The sequence below is a fragment of the Streptomyces rectiviolaceus genome (assembly GCF_039533825.1).
Classification (GTDB): domain Bacteria; phylum Actinomycetota; class Actinomycetes; order Streptomycetales; family Streptomycetaceae; genus Streptomyces; species Streptomyces rectiviolaceus.
Window position 1 is genome coordinate 20,900 of record NZ_BAAAUG010000201.1, and the last position, 22,007, is coordinate 42,906.

Consider the following 22,007-nt stretch of genomic DNA (forward strand, 5'->3'; position numbering starts at 1 on the left):
CCCCCCCCCCCGGGGCGGGGCGCCCGCGCCCGCCACGACCGGGAGGAGCGCCGCCGCGAGAAGCTTCTCGTGGCCGAGCACCAGCAGCAGCCCGGCCGCGGCGAGATAGCAGGACTGCCCGACGGCGAACAGCGCGGCGGTCCCGGGGCCCGCGACCAGCAGGCCGGTGACGGACGCGGCCACGATGCCGAGCGGCGCGCCGACCAGCAGGGTGCGCCCGGCCTCGTGCCGCCCGGCCGCGAGCCTGCTGTACGCCCGGTGGCTCAGCGCCTGGGACCAGGCCCAGGACACCAGGGCGGCGGCGATGAGACCGTACAGCCCTTTGGTTGACCCCCACGAACCCTGCGCCAGTACGTACGCCGTGCCGGGCAGTGCGAAGAGCAGCCCCCGCAGGGCGCAGCGCAGGTGGTCGGGCCGCCAGGGGTCGGGCGGCACAGGCGGCTTCGGATGGCTGCGCGGCACCCGCCGGAAGACGGCGTCGGCCAGCGAGAACAGATCGGGGTGGCCATAGGTCTCCTGGATCCTGTCGCCGGTCAGGCCCTGCGACTCCAGGAGCGCGGCGACTTCGTAGGCGTGCACGGCCGCGCCCGCCTCCTCGGCGAGTTCGGCGGCGAGCCGGTCGACGGGGTCGTCGGCCCGGGCGGGACGCAGTGCGACGCCGGGGCGTATGCGGGGCCGGTCGTCGTCGGCGAGGGCGCGCGGGGGACGTGCCAGGCGCAGGGCGAGGGTGTCGTCCGCGCTGGAGGCGTCGTCGTTCTCCGCCCAGCCGGGAATCCTGCCGCGCGGCCTGAGAGGGAGCGGGCCGCTCATCCCGCCACCTCGCCCGAGACGCGCTGTGCTGCGAACTCCACTGCTGCTGGGGCTTGTTGACCGGGGGTGGCCAACTCCTCGTAGATCGAACGGAAGGCGTCCACCGTCTGCCGGAGCGTGAACTGCTCGATCACCCGCAGCCGGGCCGCCTCGCCCATCGCGGCGCGCCGCCCGGGATCGCGGAGCAGTTCGACGACGGCCCGCGCCATGGCCTCCGGGGCGCGCGGCGGCACCACGAGCCCGGTGGGGCCCACGGCCTCCCGCACGCCGCCGACATCGGTGGAGACGGTGGCCCGCCCACAGGACATCGCCTCGATCAGGGTGAAGGGGAAGCCCTCGCTGATGCTGGACAGCATCACCACATTGCCCGCGGAGTAGGCGTCCTTGATGTGTTCGACGCGACCCTCGAAGACCACCGCGTCGCCGTGGCCGAGCTCGGCGGCCAGCGCCTCACAGCGCTCGCGGTAGGCCTCGCCGCCGCGCGGTGTGCCGCCGAACAGGCGCAGTCTGGCGTCCGGTATCTCCTGCCTGACCAGGGCGAAGCAGCGGATGAGGGTTTCCAGGTCCTTGATCGGGTCGACGCGGCCCGCCCAGCTCAGGGTGGGGCTCAGGGGCTCGGGGCCCGCGGGCGGGAAGGCCTCGGGGTCCACTCCGTTGTAGACGGTGCGGATGAGGGACGGTTCCGCGCCGCCGCGCTCCTCCCACAGGCGGTTGTAGCGGTTGCCCGGGGTGATCAGGGCGGCCTGGCGGTACGTCTCTTCGGCGAGCAGCCGGAAGAATCCGAGCAGCAGGGCCTTCACGGGCCAGCTGTACGGGCCCGTGCGGTAGCCGAGGTAGCGCTCGCGCAGATACACGCCGTGCTCGGTCAACAGCAGTGGTACGCCGTTGAGTTGACGCCCCACCAGGCCGGGCAGGGCCGCTATGCCGCCGCTGACCGCGTGCGCGACACCGTGCTCGGGAGGCCGGGCGGCGAGCGGCCGCAGCGCGTGTTCGAGCAGGCTGGTGGCGGTGACCGCGTCGTGCAGCGTCGGCCGCGCCTCGGCGGTCGCGCGCCCGGGGGCGTTCCACACGGAGGTCAGGACGTGCACCGCGCGGTCGGTGCGCAGCGCGGGGACCAGGGCGCCGTCGCGGGCGTGCCGGGCGAGTTCGTGGAGTGCGGGGGCGAAGCCGTGCTCGGCGGCCGGGTCGAGCAGCGCGGTGAGGAACTGCTCGTAGGAGCCGAGGAGTTGGCGTCGCCTGCGGCCACGCGGGGCAGATCCGGCGGGGGTCGGGCCCCACATGGGCAGGCAGACGGGCTCGTCGACGTGCGGCGGCAGCTCCCAGGCGAGGCTCTCGCGGCCGGTGCCGGTCACGGCGAGCACACCGAAGTCGACGTCGGGCATGCCCCGGACGAGTTGGTCGCACCAGACGCTGACGCCACCGTGGCTGTGCGGATAGGTGCCTTCGGTCAGCAGGGTGACGCGGGTCCTTGCGGGGCGGGGCGACGGCATGGAGAAGGGTGCCGATATCGGCACGGCTGAGGGCGAGTCGGGCATGGTGGGGCTCCGCGGGTGAGATACGAACGCGAGGGAGCCGACGGCACCGCCCGCCCCGGTGGACCGGGGTGCGGCGAGTTCCGTGAACGGCGGCATACGGGACGTACGGGCGCGGGGGGATGGTGGTGCGGTGTGCGGCCCCTGGACGGCGGGGCGGTGTGGGACGCCGGGCGTGGGCGGCGCCTGGCGTGGGCCCGGTGGCGGGCCGGGAGGGGCCGGCCGGCCACCGGGTGCGACCGGAGGGTCAGCGCCGGGCGGGCAGCGCGCGTGGCGTGTGGCCGCCGGTGCCGGGCTTCACGTACCGGGTGACCCCGGACGGGACGGGCAGTTCCTTGGCCGCCTCAGGGATGTCGGCCTGCTCGGCCGCCGCCCTGCCCGCCGTGGGGGCGGTCGGCAGGTTGAGCGTGACCCGGCTCTGCAGGAGTGACGGGGATGCCCAGCCGGAAGTTCGTCCCGCGTAGGCGGACCCGAACGGGTCGGTACCCAGGAGGAGTTGCTGGACCGTCCCGGCGGGCATCGTGGCGCGGGCGGCCACGCCGGACGGGGCCTGGACCGTCACTGTGCCGCCGATCCGGTAGGCGGTGACGCGGCCTGCCTTGACGGCCGTGTCCCAGGCCGCGCGGGAGCGCAGCTCGCCGCCGATGTCGGCCGTGCGCAGGTTGACCACGGGGGCGTTGTCCGCGAACAGCGCGCCGTACGTGTCGAGGACGGAGCCGAGGACGGGGTACGCGATGCGGTCCTCGGCGAGGTTCGACTGGTGGATGAAGTGCGGCCGGGGGTCGTTCGCCAGGACGTGCCCGAGCGCGATCGTCGACTCGACCGGCACGATGTGGTCCTGGTAGCCGGTGGTGGTGTCGAGGGGGCGCTCCAGGCAGGTGGCGACGGAGGAGTTCTCACAGACGCCGCTGCCTCCGTCCGCCTTGCGGGTGTAGATCCAGTTGTACTCGTCGATCTGCTCGCTGGTGCGGCCCGCGTTGTAGAAGACGTTCATCGGGTAGCGCGGCACGGTGAGGGCGGCGCCCACCGGACGCTGCGCCCTGTCCCGGGAGTTGTCCGAGCCGAGCCACGTCACGCCGTTGTCCCGCAGGGCCGTGCTCAGGTTCGGGTTGTCGTCGGGCTGCTGGGGAAGCACCTTGAGGCCGGAGTGCTCGCCGGTGACCAACTCGCCGCTCTCCAGCGGGAGTCCGGCCCGCTGACCCCAGTTGCGGTTGTCGGAGATCTGCTGGGAGATCTCGGCACGGGAGACGTAGCGCGTACTGCCGTCGGCGTTCTTCGCGCAGGTCCACGGCACGATGCTGACGTCCTGGACGCAGCCGAGGAAGGGGTGGTTGTACGTGTGGTTGACCCAGCGGTGCTCATTCCGGTCGGCGATGAGCCGGTCCGCCAGGGGGTCCGCGCCGCCGTTCTCCTCGCGGAAGAGCTCGCTGCCGCCGCCGTTGAAGGCCATGTCGAGCGGGAACTTGCGGCCCTTGGACCACTGGGCCGCGTAGGCCGCGTCGTCCGACGTCATACGGATCGGGTCGGGCGTGCCCTGCCCCGGCGGGCAGTCCACGTCGCCGGGAGTGCAGTTGAGCTCGCTGTCCCAGCGGTCGTCGGCCCCGAAGACGTCGTCGATGTGCACGGCGAAGTAGTTGCGGGACGAGCCGAGTTGGACGCCCTGGGTCATCCAGTCGACGATGCCGCGGGCGAGCAGCCTGAACTGCTGCTGATGCTGGTTGTAGACGAAGGTCACCACCAGCTCGCGCCGCCCGTCGTGGCGGTACTCGCCCACGAGCGAGCCACGGCCGGACGCACCGGGGATCGGCGCGTCCACGTAGCTCGTGAAGTCGGCGCCCGGCGCGGGCTTCGACAGGAAGCCGTAACTCTCGCTCGTGGCGGGCGCGTTGTCCTCGAAGGGCACTTGGCCCGCGAGATAGCCGAAGGGGCCGCTCTTGCCCGATGCGGTCACCTGGGCCCGCACCCCGTCGAGCGAGCCGCTGAACTCCGGTGTCTGCAGGCCCGCTTCGGGCCTCGCGTAGGTGTAGGCGTCCACCTGCGGGACGGCGTAGGTCTGCTCGTAGGAGGCGAGGGCGGCCATCTCGGCCGAACCTGCCCCGAACGGATTGTCGTTGGGCAGCACGACGGCCTGGAACTTGGCGCGCGGCCTGCCGTCCACGCTGTCGGCGAGGAACGCGGCGTCGATCACAGGACGGCCGCCCTGCCGCAGGTCGACGGTGGTGTACGGCGTTCCCTGGCCGTCGAGTTCGGCGGTGATCGCGGCGGTGGCGGGGCCTCCGTCGGTCACCACCAGGACGCGTAGATCGATGCGTGGCAGCGCGGCCGCCGAGGCCGGGTTGCCGGGCAGCGAGAGCGCGAGAAGCAGAGCGGCGGCGCCGAGAGCCGCCGCTCGCGCGGTGTGATTCATGCGGTGTGTGGTCCCCTCCGCGGTCGGGCACAGGGGATGTCTCCACCCCACGGCCCGCCCCCCAACGACACCGTCACACATCGCAGTGTGTATCCGTGTCGCTCTGACGCGTCACATAGTGCGGCCCACCTGTGGGGTCTGTGCTGATTCTGTGAAACCTGGCGGAAAAAGGATGGCGACCCCTTAGAGGTGCGAAATGAGGGACGCGGGGCGGGAGATGACCGCGCGGAGCCGGGCGTTCCAGCACGCCGTGGCCGCTCAGAGGGGTCGCTGATCCCCGGACCTCGGTAGGTGCTGGGTACACGCGCCAATCCTCGGCCCGTTCGGGGGGCACCCAAATCGTCGGCGCGCCGAACCGCGTCGAATCAGCCAAGTGAGCGAGATCCGCGTCGCGGCACGTTCTCTTGGAAAGCGCGTTCTGACCTGCACAGCAAGCGCGTTCTGTGACCATGAGGGGGCGCATTTCAGGGCGCGTTCAGGGGCGCGCGGTCGGCGCTCTTGCATTTTCCGCGGAGTCTGCCCGTCGTTCCGGTGAATGGTGGGCGTCCTCCGGGATCCAGGAGCCGTGGATCAGCACCCGGGGACGCGGGGCGGCAGATGGCGCCGAGGAACCAATCCGACACGCGCTCGCCGACGAATCACTGGCGTCCGAAGGGTTTGTGAGGGATCCCGGACGCACGGGGGCGGCGGCGGATGTCGGTGATCCCGGCGGAACGTCGAGGCCGAGCCTCCTCCGCCCGGACGCTGCCGCCGCCTCCTCCTCCGCTCTCGGCGCCCGAGGCAGTGCGGGCGCGCCCGGCGGACGGTGAGAGGCTGGACGAGGTCGGCTCGCGCCCTGTGCACTGGGCGGGCAAGGGAAGAGCGGGCAACGGAAGACAAGTCGAGGAGTCCCTGTGCCCTTCCGCGACGGCAACCGCTCGGCGCTGGAGCCGAGAGGCCCGGTCGAGAAGCCACGTGCCGCCGTGCTCCTGCTGCACGGCGGCCGCGAGCACGGGACCGCCGCGCCCCCGCCGTGGGATCCGCCGGGCGCACGGCTGCGTCTCTTCGAGGGAGCGATCCGTCGGTCCACGTCGGAAGGCGGGGTGCTGATCGGCCGGGTGCGCTATCGCTTCCGGGGCTGGAACGGAGAGCGGGAGGACGCGGCGCAGGACGCCCGCCGTGCCCTGCGTGAGCTGGAACTGCTCGCAGGTGAGGTGCCCACCATCCTGGTGGGGCACTCCATGGGGGCCCGCGCCGCGCTGCGGGCCGCCGGGGACCCGCTGGTGCGAGGCGTGATCGGGCTCGCACCCTGGTGCCCCGCCGGAGAGCCGGTGGCGCACCTGCGCGGCCGGCGCGTGGTGCTGCTGCACGGCGACAAGGACCGTACGACCGATCCGAGATCGTCCCTGGACTTCGCGGCGCGGGCCGCCGCCGCGGGCGCCGAGGCGGCCCATGTGCCGATGCACGGCAGTGGCCACGCCATGCTGGGACGAGCCGCCGCATGGCACGACTTGACCGCGCGGGCCGTGGCGGCGCTCCTTGGCCTCGCGGATCTCCCTCCCGAGATCGCCGGTCGGTTTCCCCCCACCGGTACGCCGCGGTGACGAGGATCGTGCCGCCCTTGACGGCACCCACGGTCTGACATGTGCCGACCGATCGCGGTAGCGTGGAGAGGATTCCGTGAATTCCTCAACTGAGCGTGAACTCAGTTCTGTTGCTGGTTCAGGGCGACCGTCGACGAGGGGAGCCGCGGTTCCGTCGCCGGCGGGACACGTCCCCCGGCCCTCTGCGGCCGGTCCCTCACACCGACTTCCACACGACGAACTCCCGGCGTACGGTCACCGGATGCTGTGGACGGTGTGCCACGGAAGGGAGAGGCGGCATGACCGCCATGTCCGAGAGGCGGCGCCAGGAGCGCCCGGCGTCCGCGCACGCGTCCGTGGACCTCGCTGCCCCACTGGTGTGTGATGTGAGCGTGCCCGATGTCCTGCACACGCTGACGGAGCACTGTGTGGACCTGCTGGACGTATCGGCGGCCGGCATCCTGCTGGACGTTCCGCACGGCCAGGTCGTGGAGGTCGCGGCCTCCGACGAGTACACCCGCGCCCTGGAGCTGTTCGGCCTCGAACTGGACGAGGGCCCGTGCCGGGACTGCTGCGGCGCCCCGGCGCGCATATCCGAGCTCCGGCTGGACGTCGATGCCGCCTGTGAACGGTGGCCCCGGTTCACGCCGCGCGCCCTGCTGCTTGGCTTCACCTCGGTCGCGACGGTCCCGCTGCGGTGCCAGGACACGGTGGTCGGTGCCCTGAGCCTCCTCCATGACCGGCCGCGACCGCTGGACGACGCCCAGCTGCGACTGGCCCAGGCGCTGGCGGACACCGCCGCCATCTGCGTGATTCAACAGCAGGTGCTGCAAGGACAGAAGACACAGATCGCGCAGCTCCAGGGCTCCCTGGAGTCCCGGATCCTCATCGAGCAGGCCAAGGGGTTCCTCTCCAACTCCCGTGGCTGCAGCGCCGACCAGGCGTTCATCCGCATGCGGACGTATGCCCGCAACCGACGGCTCAAGCTCACCGACGTGGCACGCCAGGTCCTGAACGGCGCCGTCGCGGACACCCTGCTCGAGCCCGAACGCTGATCCCCCCGCCTCACTCCCACCGGGTCGTGTGCCGCCGGGTCGCCCCTTGTGCAGTCGTACGACTGACGGCGCTCGATGTCAGACACCTGCTCGAGTACACAGGCGGTCCGCGCCCTTAGCGTTCTCACCACCCGAGAGGCGAGGGAGCACGTACGCGATGCCCGAGAACACAGCGCCGCAGCGGTACTTCGTGGTGATCGGCAGCGACATGGCACGCAGGGTCTGCGGGCAGCTGCAGACGGCCGGACACCTTGTGCGCCACCTCGACCGTCCCACGGACGAGGATCTGCGCCGGGCGCTGCGGCGGGAGGTCGCAGGCGTCGCGGTCCTCCTCGACGACGACGTCGAGTCCTTGCGCTACGCGCTGGCCGTGGAGCACATCCGCCCCCACGTCAAGCTGGTCGTGACGGTCTTCGACCGTACCGTCAGCGAGCAGCTCCTGCGCGTGCTGCCGAACTGCCAGGTCACCTCCCCGGCCGACGTCGCCGCGCCCGTGCTCCTCGCGGCCTGCCTCCAGCCCGATCTGCTGAGCCTCACCCGGACACCCACGGAGCACATCGGCGCCCGCTGGCAGGACGACGCGGTCCTCCTGGAGACGTGGCGGCCGCCGCGCTCGCTGCGATACCGGGCCCGTCTCGGCAGGATCCAGGGGCAGTTGCGACCGCACGACGGCAGCTCGCGGATCATGCTGACGGGCCTGGCCGGGCTGCTCATGGTGCTGCTCGCCGACTGGGCCTGGGCCGTGGCCTTCCACCACCGCTCCCCCGTCGAGGCACTGTTCGAGGCGGCACGGACGGTATCCGCCGTCGGCCCGGCCGCCGCCCACGGCTCGGGCACCTATCTGCTCTTCTCCGCCGTCGCCATGCTCGTCACCATCGTCTTCACCGCCGTCTTCACGGCCGGCATGGTCGAACGCCTGCTGGGACCGCGCGCGGTCGGCATCGTGGGCTCCCGTGCGCTGCCCCGGTCCGGCCACGTCATCGTCGTCGGGCTCGGGCAGGTCGGCCTGCGCCTGTGCACCCAGCTGCAGGCCCTGGGCATCGGCGTGATCGCGGTCGAGCGGGACCCGGCAGCGCCGAACCTGCGCCTGGCCAGGGCTCTAGGGGTGCCCGTGGTCGTCGCCGACGCGAGTGACCGCTTCGTGCTGAGCACGCTCGGCCTCGGGCAGGCGCAGGCACTCGCCGCCGTGGCCTCCGACGACCTCGACAACATCGCGGTGTCGGTGGCGGCGCTGGCCGTCGCGCCCGAATTGCGGGTGGTCATGCGCGCGGGCGAGCACGAGGCCATCGCCGAGACCCGCTCCCTGTTCCGGATCGGCCACGTCCACGACCTCAACAGTCTGACCGCCGCGTACACGACCGCGAGCCTGAGCGGGCTGCGGCCGCGGGGCGTCGTGACACACGGCAAGCGGCTACTGGTGCAGCGGGCGGACGGCGCCTTCGTCGCATGGCCGCTCGCGGACCGCTGCGACCACCCGCAGGAACACGACGCCCCGCTCGCCGCCCTCGACCGCGTTTGAGCATTTGTCTGAACAGAGCTCCGCCGCTCGTGACATGTGTCCATGGTGGCCCGGCCGCCCTCGCTCCTATCTTCTGCGTACCTCTTCTGCGTACCCCGATTCCGCACGCCGGGTGACCCACGGCCTGCCACCGGGGATCGGCCTTGCTGGTGATCGCACCCACCGTCGTCCCACCCGCGCTCGGCATGGGAAAGACCCCCACCACCAGACCGGCCTTGGCCCCATTCCGTCCCCCCAGAAGGACCGAACATGAGCGCGCACCCCACGAACACCGACGTGGCATCGCCACCCCGTGACACAGGGCAGCCGCCTTCCGCGGACGGCCTCCGCGCCGGGCTGAAGAACCGCCACCTGTCGATGATCGCGATCGGCGGTGTCATCGGCGCCGGCCTGTTCGTCGGCTCCGGCTCCGGCATCGCGGCCGCGGGCCCCGGCATCCTGCTGTCGTACGCCCTGGTCGGCACGATGGTCGTCTTCGTCATGCGGATGCTCGGCGAGATGGCCGCGGCCCGCCCCTCGTCCGGCTCGTTCTCCGCCTACGCCGACCAGGCACTCGGCCGCTGGGCCGGCTTCTCCATCGGCTGGCTGTACTGGTTCTTCTGGGTCGTGGTCCTTGCCGTCGAGGCCACGGCAGGCGCGAAGATACTCGAGGGATGGGTGCCCGCGGTCCCGCAGTGGGGCTGGGCCCTCATCGTCATGGTGGTCCTCACGGCGACCAACCTGGCCTCGGTCGCCTCCTACGGCGAGTTCGAGTTCTGGTTCGCCGGGATCAAGGTCGTCGCCATCGCCGCCTTCATCGTGATCGGCGGGCTCGCGGTCTTCGGCGTACTGCCCGGCTCCGGCCACGAAGCCGTGGGCCTCGCCCATCTCACCGGCCACGGCGGCTTCCTGCCCAACGGCCCAGGAGCGATCCTCACCGGCATCCTGATGGTCGTCTTCTCCTTCATGGGCAGCGAGATCGTCACCCTCGCCGCCGGCGAGTCCGAGGACCCGCGGCGTGCCGTCACCAAGGCCACCAACAGCGTGATCTGGCGGATCGGCATCTTCTACCTCGGTTCGATCCTGATCGTGGTGTCCGTGCTCAACTGGGACGACCCCGCGATCGCGGAGAAGGGCTCGTACGTGGCCGCGCTCGACGCGATCGGGATCCCGCACGCAGGCCAGATCATGAACGTGATCGTGCTCACCGCCGTGCTGTCCTGTCTGAACTCCGGCCTGTACACCGCCTCACGCATGGCCTTCTCGCTCGGCGAGCGCGGCGACGCGCCCAAGGCGTTCGCCCGCACGAACAGCCGGGGCGTGCCGCAGGCCGCGATTCTCGGCTCGGTCGTCTTCGGCTTCGTCGCGGTCTTCTTCAACTACCAGTGGCCCGACACGGTGTTCCTGTTCCTGCTCAACTCCTCCGGTGCGGTCGCGCTGTTCGTCTGGCTCGTCATCTGCTTCACCCAGCTGAAGATGCGCCCCATCCTGCTGCGCGAGTCGCCGGAGAAGCTCGTCGTACGGATGTGGCTCTTCCCGTACCTGACCTGGGTGACCATCGCGATGATCTCGTTCGTCCTGGTCTACATGCTCACCGATGACGCCGGACGCGAGCAGGTGGTCCTGTCCATGCTGGTGGCGGCACTGGTCGTGGCGATCTCACTGATCCGCGACCGGCTGCGCTCGGACGCGGGAGGCACGGGAGACTCGGCAGACGCGGGAGGCGCGGGGAAGGCAGGGGACGCGCTCACCAAGCCGTAGCGCGCCGCATCCGCTGCTCCGACTCTCCGGCCGCCGGGCGCGGGGGCCTCCCCCACGCCCGGCCTGCCCCGGCCAGGCGCTCGGGGGACCCCTACGCCGATGTCCGGTCATCTACTGAGCGAGCGGCGTCAGCCGTCCGCCGGGCAGAGGCGACGCGGCTCGGGATCCGTCTTCAGCTTGGCGTCCACGCAGCCGGCCGGCAGGCCATGGTGCGGCTTCGCGCCGAAGTTGGCCGTCACGGTCAGGACGCCGTCGCCAAAGACCGAACGCTGGACCGTGTGGTCCTTGGTCTGCCGCCGGAAGTCGGTCATCCGTTCCGTGCCCGCCGCCTTGTGCAGCGGGGCGAAGTACTGCTGCAGCCTGGCCATCTCCGTGCCCGCGGCCTCCAGGTTCTCGTCGCCGAGAACGAAGTTGAGCGGCGTGTTGTAGAGCACGGACATCAGCGCACGGTCCCTCTTCTGCGCGGGGAATTTGCCGTAGGGCATTTCCCAGCGGTCCGTGCTGATGAGGGAGTCGTGCAGTGCGGTCTGGTACAGCGGCACACGGTAGGCGGGGTCGTACATCGACTTCGCCAGCGCGTCCGGAAGCGTGGTGGGCTTGAAGAAGAACCCGGGAGCATCGTCCGGATAGTAGGCACCCCACGCCTTGTCCTTCTGGTACGGCCACAGGTTGTCGTTCACCGGCGTCTGAGACCCGTGGGAGAACGCGAGCACCGGCGCCGACCAGGAGACGGCGGATTCCGACCCCAGGACGAAGCCTTCCTTGTCCGCAAGCGTGCGCATGCGTTCCATGCGGTTGGCCCGGTCCTGCTTCTTGGTCATCGGGTGGTTCTCGGAAAAGTCCGCGAAGAGCTCTCCCGCCGCATCGACGTCGAGGAAGACGCTGTTGACGCCGTTCTTGGTCATCTCCTTGGCGTGCCGGGCGAGATAGGACCGAGTGGGTTCGGACTTGGCGAACGCCTGAGAGCTGAGATAGCAGCCGCGGTCTCCGAACCCCTTCTTGATCTCACCCTTCCAGTCGCGCACGCAGAAGTCGGGGTAGACCTTGCCCGGCCACTTCGACACAGGTGTGTCGGCGACCTCCGGGTCCTGGCCGTTGGCGTAGGTGTCGTACGGACCGACGAGATAGCCCTCCCGCTCGGCGGTCGCCACCGCTTCCTTGCTCATGGGGCTGCCGTCGGCGTCATAGCCGAGCCATAGCCGGGTGTTCCCCTGTTCGCGCAGCTTCTCGACGGCCTCTGCCTCGCGGGCGCCGCCCCACAGGTACGCGTGCTCGGCCCCGAGCAGCTTCTTGATCTCGGGGTTCTCCGCGATCTTCTGCTTGAGGGTGCGCGACTGGCCGTGCTGACGCAGCCATCGGTGGTAGTCGCTGCCCGGCGCGACGGGCGAACCAGAGGTGAGGGCGAAGGTGACGGTGTAGCCGAGGGTCTTCTCCCGCCGGGAGAACTCATGCTTCGCCGTCGCGCTCAATCGGCCGCCCTTCGAGGCGAAGGCCAGTGAACTGCCGATGCTCTCCGGCACGAGGTAGCTGACGCCATGTCCGCCCGTGCTGTATCCCCACAGCGGCAGGGTCAGGGAGCCGGTGTCCAATTCCGCCTCGGTGCCGGCCAGACCCGCTGCCTTCGAGTTCCAGAACCGGTCCGTGGTCGGCACGGACAGCCCCTCACCCCGGGGCACCTGCAGCGAGGCGTCCGCGGCATCGGAGTCCTTCCCCTTGCCGGTGACGGGCCATGCGAGTGCGCCGTCCTTCTCAGCCTGAACCGTCATCCGCAGTCGGCCCGCTTCACTGGCCGCGGTGACCTTCAGGCCCTTGGCGGCATACGACCACCGGGCACGAGACCCGTCCACCTCCACCCGGCTGGGCCTGCCCAAGTCGTCAGCCGCGGCATCGGAAACGGGAACAACCTCCCCGCCTTCGGTGCGCCCCGTCACCCGCAGCGCGGAGGTGTCGACCGTGGCGGTGCCGCCGGCCACCTCGAAGTCCACGGAACCGCCGTGCACCCTGGGAACCCTGGCCTGCGAGGACTTGGCATCGGGGCCCACCACGGCGGCGTAGCCCGCCGATGCGGTGGTTCCGGTGACGACGAGCGCGACGGCTGTCCCGAGCCAGCGATTGCGCCACTGCTCCCTCTGTTCCCTCTGCTCCCTCTGTGGGGCGTTCTTGGATTGGTCCATGATCGCGAGTATCAGAGGAGCGCTTAAGAGACTTCTAAGAGCCAAGTCCCGCATCGGACGACCACGCACTCAGTGTCCGCGGAACGCCTCCTCGAGCCACCAAGCCCCGTGCTCCCGCACCACCTTGGCATCGACGAGCAGCGGCGCCGCCCGCGGGCCCGCGACCCAGTCCTGTACGGCCTTCAGGTCGGCGGGCGTACGCACGGTCACCGCCTCGAAGCCGTAGCCACGGGCCACGGCGGCGATGTCGGTGGGCGGGAACTCGACCGTGCCGAGCGGGAATCCGTGCGGGCCGAAGTGGTGGACCTCCGCTCCGTACGCTTCGTCGTTGTAGACGACGATCACCATGGGCAGTCCGAGCCTGCGCACCGTATCGAGTTCGACGGCGCTCATCAGGGCCCCGCCGTCGCCGAGCGCGGCCACCGCGAGGCGGTCCGGGCGGGCCAGGGCCGCGCCGATCGTGGTGGCGAGGCCGAGGCCGATGGACTGGAAGGCCTGGGTGAAGCACAGGCCCTGTTCGTCGGGGACGGACAGGTACATCGTCGGGTAGCCCATGAAGTTGCCCGAGTCGACGCCGATCACGCGCTGGGCGGGAAGGATGCCGTCGAGGGCGATGCTGAGCGTGCGCGGGTCGATGCGGTCCCGGGTGCCGGTGTCCTCGTACGGTACGTCGCGCCAGCTCAGACGCGCGGCGAGCGCGTCGGCCGTGGCGGGGGTGCGGTAGCCCAGGCCGCCGTTGTCCCCCAGCGCGCTGCGCGTCTCCTCCGCCGTCAGGAGCACGTCGCCGGTGACGCCGAGATGGACGGGGCGGTGCGTGCCGAGCGCCGTGGGGTCGTCGTCGACCTGGACCAGGGTCGTGTCCGGGCCGATGAGCCGCCCATGCCGCGTCGTCCACATGGTGAGCGAACAGCCGAAGGCCACGATCACGTCGGCACCCTGGATCAACTCGGCGGCGAGCGGCGACGAGAACCCGCCCGCCACATCGAGCGACCACGGGTCGCCCTGGAACAGACCGCGGGCCACCGCCGACGTCGCCAGGAGCGCACCGCAACTCCCTGCGAGCGCCTCAAGCGCCTGGCGACAGCCGGGGCCGCGCGCGCCGCGTCCGGCGACGAGGACCGGGCGCTCGGCGTGCGCGAGGATCTCGGCGAGGGCCGCGATGTCCCCGTCGGCGGGTGTGACGGCGGGGCGCGGGGGCGGCGGTACGACGGCGGCCAGGGCGCGGTCCGGGTCCGGAACGTCCAGTGCCTGTACGTCGAGCGGAAGGTTGAGCACGACCGTGCACCGCTCTTGGACGGCGCGGCGCACGGCGGCGTACGACTGCGCGACGGCGTCGGCCGCCGACGTCACACGGGCACTCCGTGCGCCGACCGCCTCCGCCAACGTCCCTTGATCGACATGGAAGTTGGAGCGCGGATTCGATGCCTCCGCCGCGAGCACGACGAGCGGCGTGCGGCTCTTGGCCGCTTCGCCGATCCCGGTGAGGGCGTTGGTGAACCCGCACCCCTGGTGCACGCTGACCACCGCGACGGCGCCCCGCACGCGGGCGTACGCGTCGGCCATGGTGGCGGCGCCGCCCTCGTGGCGCGCCGCGACGAACCTCGCGCCCGCCGCCACCATCGCGTTGGTGACGTGGAAGTTGCCGGAGCCCACCACACCGAAGACCTGGCCGGCCCCGGCCGCGACCAGGGCCCGCCCGACCGCTTCGGCGACCTTCACGACGGCCGCCCCGCCCGTTCGACGAGGGCGAGGACCCGCGCCGGCGCCCCGGAGCCGGAGACGATGGGCAGCGGCGCCGCGATGACGACGGCCCCGGTCGGCGGCAGCTCCGCCAGGTTCTGCAGCTGCGTGAGGCCGTACTTGCCGCTGCCCATGAGGTACGAGTGGCAGGGAAACGCCGGCTCGAAAGCGTGCGCACGGCCCGCGTCGGTGCCCACCGTCTCCACGCCGAGCCCGACCACCGGCGACTGCTCGGCCACCCAGCGGGCGCACGCGGCGGACAGGCCCGGCGTGTGCGGCCCGTTCTCGTCGGCGTTGAGGAACGGCTCCTGCGCGTACGACCTGCTGCTCCACCCGGTCCGCACCAGGAGCCAGCCGCCGTCGGGCAGCGCACCGTACCGGTTCTGCCACGCCTGTATGTGCTCCACCTCGATGAGGAAGTCGGGGTCCTTGGCGACCTCGTCGGTGAAGTCGAGCACCACCGCGGGAGCCACCAGCTGGTGGGCGGGCACCGAGGCGACGTCGGCGAGGTCCTTGCCGGTGACCCAGTGGTTGGGTGCGTCGAAGTGGGTGCCGGTGTGCTCGCCGGTGCGGAAGTTGTTCCAGTACCAGGCGGGCCCCCGGTCGTCGTACCGGCTGATCTCCTCCAGTTCGAACACCTTGGTCTGCCCGAACTCCGGCGGCAGTTCAAGCACCGGCGTGGTGGACGACAACGGCGCGGTGAGGTCGACGACTTCGATCGCGCCACCACGCAACCCGGCCACCAGGGCGGCGAGAACGGAAGGTGACGAGGAACCCGACGCGGCGGCTGCGGATGCTGACGTTGGCTCAGGCATGCCTGCATCCTGAAGGCACCGACGGGACCGCACAAGCGCCCGGGCGAGGCGCGCCGACCGGGCATGCCCTTCGGAGTCCAGCTCTTCACCGGCGCCGAGCCGCCAGGATTCGCGGAACTCAACACACGCCTGCCATTGATTAGCAGCACGAAGACGGGGTGCTAATCAATCGCCCGCCCACTGAAATCCGTGGTGCAAGGCCGGGTCCGCCGCCATCGGCGGGTGCGATGTCCCACGGGATTCGCACCTCGCGTCCGCGGCGGGATCCCCGGACACTCACAGGGCGAAGGAGAACCATGCGCACTCGCAGGAAGATCACCACGGCCCTTGCCACGGGCACCCTGGCCGCAGGACTGCTCGTCGGCGGCGCCACCGCGGCTTCGGCGGACGTCTCCCCGATGTCCTGCTACGGCAGCGCAAAGAGCTTCAGCACGACGAACAAGGTGTGGCCGGCCTACCCGAACTGGGCCACCACCACCCCCAATTGCGCCGACGTCAACGTGAAGGCGACGATCGGCGCGAATGTGCAGGCCTGCTTCTACCAGGGCGCGGGCCAGCCGCACAAGTGCTACCCCAAGCGCTGGCTCTCGCAGGGTGTGTGGGACACGGCCGTGACCGACGTCGCCAACGGCAAGAAGTTCTACCTGAAGTTCGACCGCAGCACGGGCGGCCTGATCGCGTACTGACGCACGGGCTGTCGCGCGGTCCACGCGGGCCGCGCGACAGCCCCACACCACACCCGTGGGTCAGTCCGATCTAGGGAGGAATCCATTGCGATCACAGCACTCATTCATCGTCGTGCTGGCGGCAAGCGCTGCCATCGCGGTGTCCACGCCGGTTGCGACGGGGAGCGCCGCAGCAGCGGCACCCGCACCCGCATCCACATCCACATCCACAGACGTACGTCTTCAAGGTGACTGCACGCTGGGCTTCTGCGGCAATGTCCACAACCGCGATGACCGGTACAGCCTGTTGATCACCAATGACTGGGGCAAGCGCTATGACCGGTCGACCTGGCGCACCCTCAGGCCTGGGCAGAACGGCCGCAGCGTAGGCGTGAAGGACGTCGACGGGTACTGGGTGGGCACCGGGTGCAAGGTCAAGCGGGCGAGGGGATGGATCGGGCCAGGCTGGCACAAGGTCCGCGATGTGCAGAACATCAACATCCTGGACATCCGCTGCTAGTCGGGCCGAGGTGACCGGGAGCCGGCGAGGGGGGTCGGCTCCCGGTGTCTCCGTTCTGGGTGGGCTCAGGAGGTGTCAGGGTGTTCGGTGCAGGTGCGGTGGTACGGGGTTCCAGGTACGAGGCGGTCCCATTCCTGCGAGGTGAGGTCTCGGGCTACGGCATCGCACAGTTGCCGGGCGGTACGTTCCGCACCGGTGCTCCACCGCACCGTGGTGCCGTCGACTCCGGCGCTGGCCAGGGTGCGCCCGTCGGGACTGAAGGCGAGGCTGCGGACTTGGCGGCTGTGCGCGGTCAGGACGGCGTGCTGGCGGCGCGTCGCGGTGTCCCACAGGGTCACGGCGGTGTCCGCGTCGGCGGTGGCCAGGGTGCGGCCGTCGGGGCTGAACACTGCGGCGAGGGCGGAGTGTTCTCCGGGGAGGGCGGCTTGGCGGGTGCCGCGGGCCACGTCCCAAAGGAGGACCTTGTGGTCGAGGCCGGCGGTGACCACCGTATGGCCGTCCGGGCTGAACGCGAGGGCGCGCAGGGATCCGGTGTGGCCCGTGAGGGCGGCGCGCTGCCGGCGTGAGGGAACGTCCCACAGCAGGGCGACTCCGTCGTGTCCTGCCGATGCGAGAGTGCGGCCGTCCGGGCTGAAGGCCACGGCGTTGACGCCGCGGCGCAGTCCGAAGTCGCCGCCGGGAGGGGTTGGGGGTGGTGGTTGCTTGGCCGGCCCCCCCGTGGGACGGCCGTCGCGTAGACCCGGGTCGGGGGCGTGGCGCAGCAGGGCGATGCGTGTTCCGCGGCGGGAGTCCCACAGGACCACCGTGCCATCGCCGCTCGCGGTGGCCAGGGTGCGGCCGTCGGGGCTGAACGCGACGTCGAGGACCCGGTCGGTGTGCCCGACGAGCCGTCGGGGGCTTCGGGGTCCGGCAGTGCGCCACAGAGTGACGGCGTTGGCCTTGGCACGGGGCGGGTGAAAGGGGGAGCCCGACGCGGTGGCCAGGGTGCGGCCGTCGGGGCTGAAGGCCACGGAGTTGACGGCTCCGGAGCGCTCGCGCAAGGTTCCGGCGCGGGTGCCGTTGCGGGTGTTCCACAGCGTGGTCGTGCCATCGTCGCTCGCGGTGGCCATCGTGCGGCCGTCGGGGCTGAAGATCGCTTTGTTCACGCGATCGCTGTGCCCGGACAGCGCGGCCTTGGACGGATCCCAAAGAGTGATCGTCCCGTTCTCCCCGGCGGAGGCGAGCAGTTGCCCTGCACGCGCCGCGCCGCGTGTGCCCGGCCCGGCGGCGGTGCGGTCGGGCCGTGTGCGCGTGGGGGGTGCGAAGGCCAGGCTGTAGACGTTGGTTCCGTGGCCGGTGAGGATGGCGGTGCGGGTCGCCCGTCGCGTGTCCCACAGCAGGATGGTGCGGTCAAGGCCGCCGGACGCCAGGGTGCGGCCGTCCGGAGCGAAGGCGAGCGCCTTGACCTGCCCCGTGTGCCCTTTGAGGGACGCGGTGCGTCGCTCGGTCGCGGTGTTCCACAGCACGACGTTCTTGTCCTCGCCCGCGCTGGCCAGGGTGCGGCCGCCGGGGCTGAACGCGAGGCTTGTCACAGGCCCGGTGTGGGCGCGCAGCGTGGCGGCCGGTCGATCCCCGCCCCGCATCGGCCAGAGCCGGACCGTTCCGTCATCTCCGGCCGATGCGACGGTACGGCCGTCCGGGCTGAACTCCACTTCGACGACGCCGCCGTCATGTCCCTTCCACGCATGGGACGTGGGGTGGGCCGACGCGCTCCGGCGGCTGTCGAGGGTGCGGACGAGCACGACGCCATCGGCGCCCGCCGATGCGACGGAGCGGCCGTCCGGGCTGAACGCGATGGTTCTGACCATGCCCGTGTGACCCTTCAAGACCGCGATGCGTCGCCCGGTCGCGGTGTTCCACAGCACGACGTTCGTATCGTCGCCGCCACTGGCCAGGGTGCGGCCGTCCGGACTGATGGCCACGGCCCGCAGCCAGGTGCGGTGACCATCGAGGTTCATGGTGCGCCGTCGGCGCTCCGTGTCCCAGAGCATGACGCGGCGGTCGCGGGAGACCGAGGCGAGGGTGCGTCCGTCGGGGGCGAAGACGGCGTCGGAGACAGCGTCGGCGTGTCCGGTCAGTTCGCCCAGGTGGTATCCGTAGGCGGCCATGGTCAACAGCGCGCCCCGCGCCTGCGGGGTGGCGGCGGTGCGGTAGGCCTCGACACTCAGGAGCTTGGCCGCTTCCGGCCGGGACGGGGCCAGGCGCAAGGCCTGCGCGGCCAGTTGCCGGGACAGGGCTAGGCGGTGCTCGCGCACGGCGTCGCGCCGCTCGTCGACGGCGTACAGAGAGATACCGGTGACCACGGCAAGCAGCGCGGCCAGGCCGACGGCGAGAACCCGCACGGCGCGGTCGCGACGCGCCCGGCCACGCCGCTCCTCCTCCCGGGCCTCGATGCTGGCGGTCAGGAACGCGCGCTCGCCGGGAGTGAGATCCGCCTGGGTGCGCGGGGGAACCATCGCCCCGGGTGCGGCGCGATCGGGCGTCGGCAGACCCGGGGCCGTAGTGCCGCAGTGCTCCTCGGCCACGCTCAGCCGCGTGCCCCGGTAGAGCGCCCCTGGGTCGCGGTCGAGCGCCTCCCAGGCGGTGGTGGCCTCGGTCAACTTGTGGTGGGTGATGAGCTGTTCGCGGCACTCCTCGATCCACCCGCGCAACCGGGGCCAGGCTCCGATGAGAGCTTCGTGAGCCAGCTCGACCGTGTCGTCGTCCAGGGTGATCAGCCGGGCGCGGGCCAGCGCTTCGAGAGCCGCGTCGGTGGCCGTGTCGGTGGCCGTGTCACCGCTGCCGAATTCATCGCGCGGCGCAGGCCGACGCGTGTCAGGGGAACCGTGCCCCGGAGTGATCAGGCGCAGCAACACGCGGCGGGCCTCGACGCTCTGCTCAGGAGTGAGCGAGCGGTAGGCGTCCTCCGCGGTCTGCGCGATCGCGCCGTGCAGGCCGCCCACCGCCGTGTAACTGTCCAGCGTGAGGGTGCGGCCGCGGCGGCGACGCCAGATTTCCAGGAGTACGTGCGAGAGCAGCGGCAGCCCGCCCGGCTCCTGTCCGACCTCCTCGATGAGGCGTGCGGTCAGGGCGCGCTCCACGATCAGGCCCTGGGCGGCGGCCGGTTGCACGATGGCGTCGCGCAGCTCGGCGGGGGTCATCGGGCCGACCGGCAGACTGGCATCCCGTACGGCGGCGGCCAGCGGCCCGTACGTCAGGAAGCGACCGTAGAAGTCTGCTCGCACCCCGACGACGAGCCGTAATCGGCTGCCGGGGTCCAGGGCCGTCAGCAGCTTCTCGACGAACCGGGCGCGCTCGGACGGGTCCTGACAGAGCGTGAAGAGCTCTTCGAACTGGTCGACCACGACCAGGACGCACCCCCCGTCGTCCCTCCCCGTGACCTCAAGCGCCGCGCCATGAGTCTTCATCGGATGGGGGCCGGGAGTGAGGATCCGGATCGCTGACAGGGGCGCCGGTGGCGGGGCACCGGCGCGCAGGGCCGGAAGAAGACCGGCGCGCAGCAACGACGACTTGCCGCTGCCCGAGGGGCCGATCACCATCGTGAAGCGGTGCTCGCTCACCATCCGGAGCAGCGCCTCGGTCAGCGGCCCGCGGCCGAAGAACAGAGCTTGATCACCGGGTTCGAACCGCGCGAGCCCTCGATACGGAGCATCGGCCCGGGCCTCTTCGTCACCGGCCGGCAGAGCCGCTGCCTCTTGGGCCGCGTCGTGCCAGCGCTCCTCCCAGGTCTCCGGGTCCCCGCCGCACAGCCGGACGTAGGCCAGCACCACGGGCAGGGACGGGAGCCTTTCGCCGGCCGCCGCCTGGGACAGGGCGGTCGCCGAATAGTCGACCTGCGCCGCCATGGCCCTGTAGGTCGGGCTTCCTGCTTCCTTCCGCAGCTTGCGCAACTCGTACGCGAACCGGCTGACGGGCCCGGAAGCAGGATCGATCGGTCGTTCGTTTCGTCCCATTACATCCCCCGTGGATCAATCGAACAGCCCGCACGCTACGAACTCGGGCCGAGGCCTACAAGAACGTTCCAGGCCAAGGGGTCTGCGATTGATGTGGGGTATCGGAAACGAGCCGCTGATCAACCAGGGCCCAGCGCCCGCAAAGGCACCCTTCGGACTCGACTCTCAGCGGGCCGACCGGCCCGCCACCTCCCAGCTCGTTGCCGCCACGTCAAGGCCCGTTCGCACCCCGTCGACGATCTCGTTCGGCCTGTCAGGGAGGTTGATACCTCCCTCGCCGTCACCGCTGGGACCATCGCCCGCATGAGCGGGGCCGGCCACAGCGAGGGCTGCGGTTGCAACGGTCAGGGCAACGACGACACGCTTCACATTCCTCATACCCACGTGAACGATCACGAGATGCTCAGGTTGCGCTCAGCGGGCTCGTTGGAAGGTGCTCGGTGTGATGCCGTAGGTGCGCTGGAACCAGCGGCTGAAGTGGGCCTGGTCGGCGAAGCCGGCGGCAGCAGCCGCGTCGGCGGATGTGGCGCCGGTCGTCAGCAGGTGGCGGGCGCGGCGCAGACGGAGCTGGCGCTGGTAGTCGCTCGGAGCCATGCCGAACTCGGCGCGGAAGGCACGGTAGAGGGCGAATCGGCTGCAGCCGACGGTCCGGGCCAGGAAGTCGGCCCGGACCGGTTCGAGGTAGGCATCGTGCAGCAGCGCACGGGCCCTTCGGGCGACCTCTCGCTGCGCACCCCTGGCCGGCGTTCGCAGGTGGGGTGCCCGGGTCGCGCCGCGGTGTGACATCGCGGTGACGGCCGCGGTCAGGCGCTCGTCCCGTAGAAGTGGATTCTGGCGGGTGACCAGAGCGGCGTGCAGGCGTGCGAGGGCGTCGGCGAGCACGGGATCGGTCAGAACGGGCTGCACGAAGAGCGGCATGGAGTCGGAGCGGCCGTCGGTGGCGTCGGCGAGGACCTGGCGCACCACAGCGGGCCCGATGTGCACGATGCGGTACTGGTAGCCCAGCTCCGCTGCGGCCTGACCGTCGTGCACCTCGTCCGGATTGAATGCCATCACCATCCCGGCGCCGCTGGTGTGGGCCGCGCCGCGGCAGCGGAAGCGCTGAGCGCCGGCGTCGGTGATACCGAAGGAGTATGTGTCGTGGCTGTGCGGCGGGTACACGTGGTCGAGGAAGTGTGCGTGCATGGCCTCCAGCGGGCGCGTTCCGTCCCGCCAGTACCGTGCCCAACTCTGCCCCGCTCCCATGGCTTCATTCTGGCGTGCGCACCAGCGTTCAAGACGGGTGGGGGGCCAGGCCGCCATCGTCGGGGCATGCGAACGAAGACGGGACCGAGCAGTCCGTATCTGCTGCTGATGATCACTATGGTGCTGTGGGGCAGCGCCTTTTCCAGCTCCAAGTCGGTGGTGGAACAGGTGCCACACACCGTGGCCGCGCTGCTGCGCTTCGGGGGCGGTGCCGTGGCGCTGCTGGCAGCC

At 71.2% G+C, this 22,007-nt stretch carries 13 protein-coding genes and 1 pseudogene; 6 read left to right on the top strand and 8 right to left on the bottom strand.

Annotation, left to right across the window (positions count from 1 at the left end; all coding sequences use genetic code 11):
• The 3 genes and pseudogenes from ABD378_RS40520 to ABD378_RS40530 all read right to left on the bottom strand — a co-directional run.
• A pseudogene (locus ABD378_RS40520) lies at positions 1 to 810 on the bottom strand (hypothetical protein); the annotation flags it as partial.
• Entirely contained in the window at positions 807 to 2,345 is a 1,539-nt protein-coding gene (gene pelF / locus ABD378_RS40525) for a GT4 family glycosyltransferase PelF (RefSeq protein ID WP_386543083.1), read from the bottom strand. The pseudogene ABD378_RS40520 and the gene pelF, both read right to left, overlap by 4 nt.
• 244 nt (positions 2,346 to 2,589) lie before the next feature.
• The gene (locus ABD378_RS40530; RefSeq protein WP_344529847.1) at positions 2,590 to 4,749 is read right to left on the bottom strand and encodes a hypothetical protein; all 2,160 of its coding nucleotides are present in this window, start codon (positions 4,747 to 4,749) and stop codon (positions 2,590 to 2,592) included.
• 893 nt (positions 4,750 to 5,642) lie between these two features.
• On the opposite strand from ABD378_RS40530, the gene ABD378_RS40535 reads away from it, so the two are divergent.
• The 4 genes from ABD378_RS40535 (at position 5,643) to ABD378_RS40550 (ending at position 10,625) form a co-directional block, all read left to right on the top strand.
• Entirely contained in the window at positions 5,643 to 6,332 is a 690-nt protein-coding gene (locus tag ABD378_RS40535) for an alpha/beta fold hydrolase (protein WP_344529849.1), read from the top strand.
• Positions 6,333 to 6,610: 278 nt separating this feature from the next.
• On the top strand, positions 6,611 to 7,366 hold the full coding sequence (locus ABD378_RS40540; protein WP_344529851.1) for an ANTAR domain-containing protein: 756 nt from the start codon (positions 6,611 to 6,613) through the stop codon (positions 7,364 to 7,366).
• Positions 7,367 to 7,523: 157 nt separating this feature from the next.
• Positions 7,524 to 8,885 carry an NAD-binding protein gene (locus ABD378_RS40545; protein WP_344529853.1) on the top strand — a complete coding sequence of 454 codons (1,362 nt, stop codon included), beginning with the start codon at positions 7,524 to 7,526 and terminating at the stop codon, positions 8,883 to 8,885.
• Between the two features lie 357 nt (positions 8,886 to 9,242).
• Positions 9,243 to 10,625: an amino acid permease gene (locus tag ABD378_RS40550; protein ID WP_386546575.1), complete on the top strand. Its 1,383-nt coding sequence runs from the start codon at positions 9,243 to 9,245 to the stop codon at positions 10,623 to 10,625.
• Positions 10,626 to 10,753: 128 nt separating this feature from the next.
• Here the strand turns inward: ABD378_RS40550 and ABD378_RS40555 are convergent, their stop codons facing one another.
• From ABD378_RS40555 to ABD378_RS40565, 3 genes are all read right to left on the bottom strand, one after another.
• The gene (locus ABD378_RS40555; protein WP_344529857.1) at positions 10,754 to 12,799 is read right to left on the bottom strand and encodes a glycoside hydrolase; all 2,046 of its coding nucleotides are present in this window, start codon (positions 12,797 to 12,799) and stop codon (positions 10,754 to 10,756) included.
• 69 nt (positions 12,800 to 12,868) lie between these two features.
• Positions 12,869 to 14,518 (bottom strand): thiamine pyrophosphate-binding protein, encoded by a 1,650-nt coding sequence (locus ABD378_RS40560; RefSeq protein WP_344529859.1) that lies wholly within the window; start codon positions 14,516 to 14,518, stop codon positions 12,869 to 12,871.
• Positions 14,515 to 15,354, bottom strand: a complete 840-nt coding sequence (locus tag ABD378_RS40565) for a cyclase family protein (protein ID WP_344529861.1) — start codon at positions 15,352 to 15,354, stop codon at positions 14,515 to 14,517. Before ABD378_RS40565 ends, ABD378_RS40560 begins: the two co-directional genes overlap by 4 nt.
• A 296-nt stretch (positions 15,355 to 15,650) precedes the next feature.
• Between ABD378_RS40565 and ABD378_RS40570 the strand changes: the two genes are divergently transcribed.
• A complete protein-coding gene (locus tag ABD378_RS40570; RefSeq protein ID WP_344529863.1) occupies positions 15,651 to 16,040 on the top strand; it encodes a hypothetical protein in 390 nt (129 codons plus the stop codon).
• 85 nt (positions 16,041 to 16,125) lie between these two features.
• Positions 16,126 to 16,539 carry a hypothetical protein gene (locus tag ABD378_RS40575; protein ID WP_344529865.1) on the top strand — a complete coding sequence of 138 codons (414 nt, stop codon included), beginning with the start codon at positions 16,126 to 16,128 and terminating at the stop codon, positions 16,537 to 16,539.
• Positions 16,540 to 16,604: 65 nt separating this feature from the next.
• On the opposite strand, the gene ABD378_RS40580 is transcribed toward ABD378_RS40575, so the two are convergent.
• Positions 16,605 to 20,531, bottom strand: a complete 3,927-nt coding sequence (locus tag ABD378_RS40580) for an nSTAND1 domain-containing NTPase (RefSeq protein WP_344529867.1) — start codon at positions 20,529 to 20,531, stop codon at positions 16,605 to 16,607.
• A gap of 414 nt (positions 20,532 to 20,945) precedes the next feature.
• Complete coding sequence (locus ABD378_RS40585; protein ID WP_344529869.1) at positions 20,946 to 21,776, bottom strand: AraC family ligand binding domain-containing protein; 831 nt, start codon at positions 21,774 to 21,776, stop codon at positions 20,946 to 20,948.
• Positions 21,777 to 22,007 lie beyond the last annotated feature (231 nt).

Coding starts and splice junctions, on each gene's coding strand:
- pelF (WP_386543083.1), bottom strand. CDS start 2,345: ATGCCCGACTCGCCCTCAGCCGTGCCGATATCGGCACCCTTCTCCATG.
- ABD378_RS40530 (WP_344529847.1), bottom strand. CDS start 4,749: ATGAATCACACCGCGCGAGCGGCGGCTCTCGGCGCCGCCGCTCTGCTT.
- ABD378_RS40540 (WP_344529851.1), top strand. CDS start 6,611: ATGACCGCCATGTCCGAGAGGCGGCGCCAGGAGCGCCCGGCGTCCGCG.
- ABD378_RS40545 (WP_344529853.1), top strand. CDS start 7,524: ATGCCCGAGAACACAGCGCCGCAGCGGTACTTCGTGGTGATCGGCAGC.
- ABD378_RS40550 (WP_386546575.1), top strand. CDS start 9,243: ATGATCGCGATCGGCGGTGTCATCGGCGCCGGCCTGTTCGTCGGCTCC.
- ABD378_RS40555 (WP_344529857.1), bottom strand. CDS start 12,799: ATGGACCAATCCAAGAACGCCCCACAGAGGGAGCAGAGGGAACAGAGG.
- ABD378_RS40565 (WP_344529861.1), bottom strand. CDS start 15,354: ATGCCTGAGCCAACGTCAGCATCCGCAGCCGCCGCGTCGGGTTCCTCG.
- ABD378_RS40570 (WP_344529863.1), top strand. CDS start 15,651: ATGCGCACTCGCAGGAAGATCACCACGGCCCTTGCCACGGGCACCCTG.
- ABD378_RS40580 (WP_344529867.1), bottom strand. CDS start 20,531: ATGGGACGAAACGAACGACCGATCGATCCTGCTTCCGGGCCCGTCAGC.
- ABD378_RS40585 (WP_344529869.1), bottom strand. CDS start 21,776: ATGGGAGCGGGGCAGAGTTGGGCACGGTACTGGCGGGACGGAACGCGC.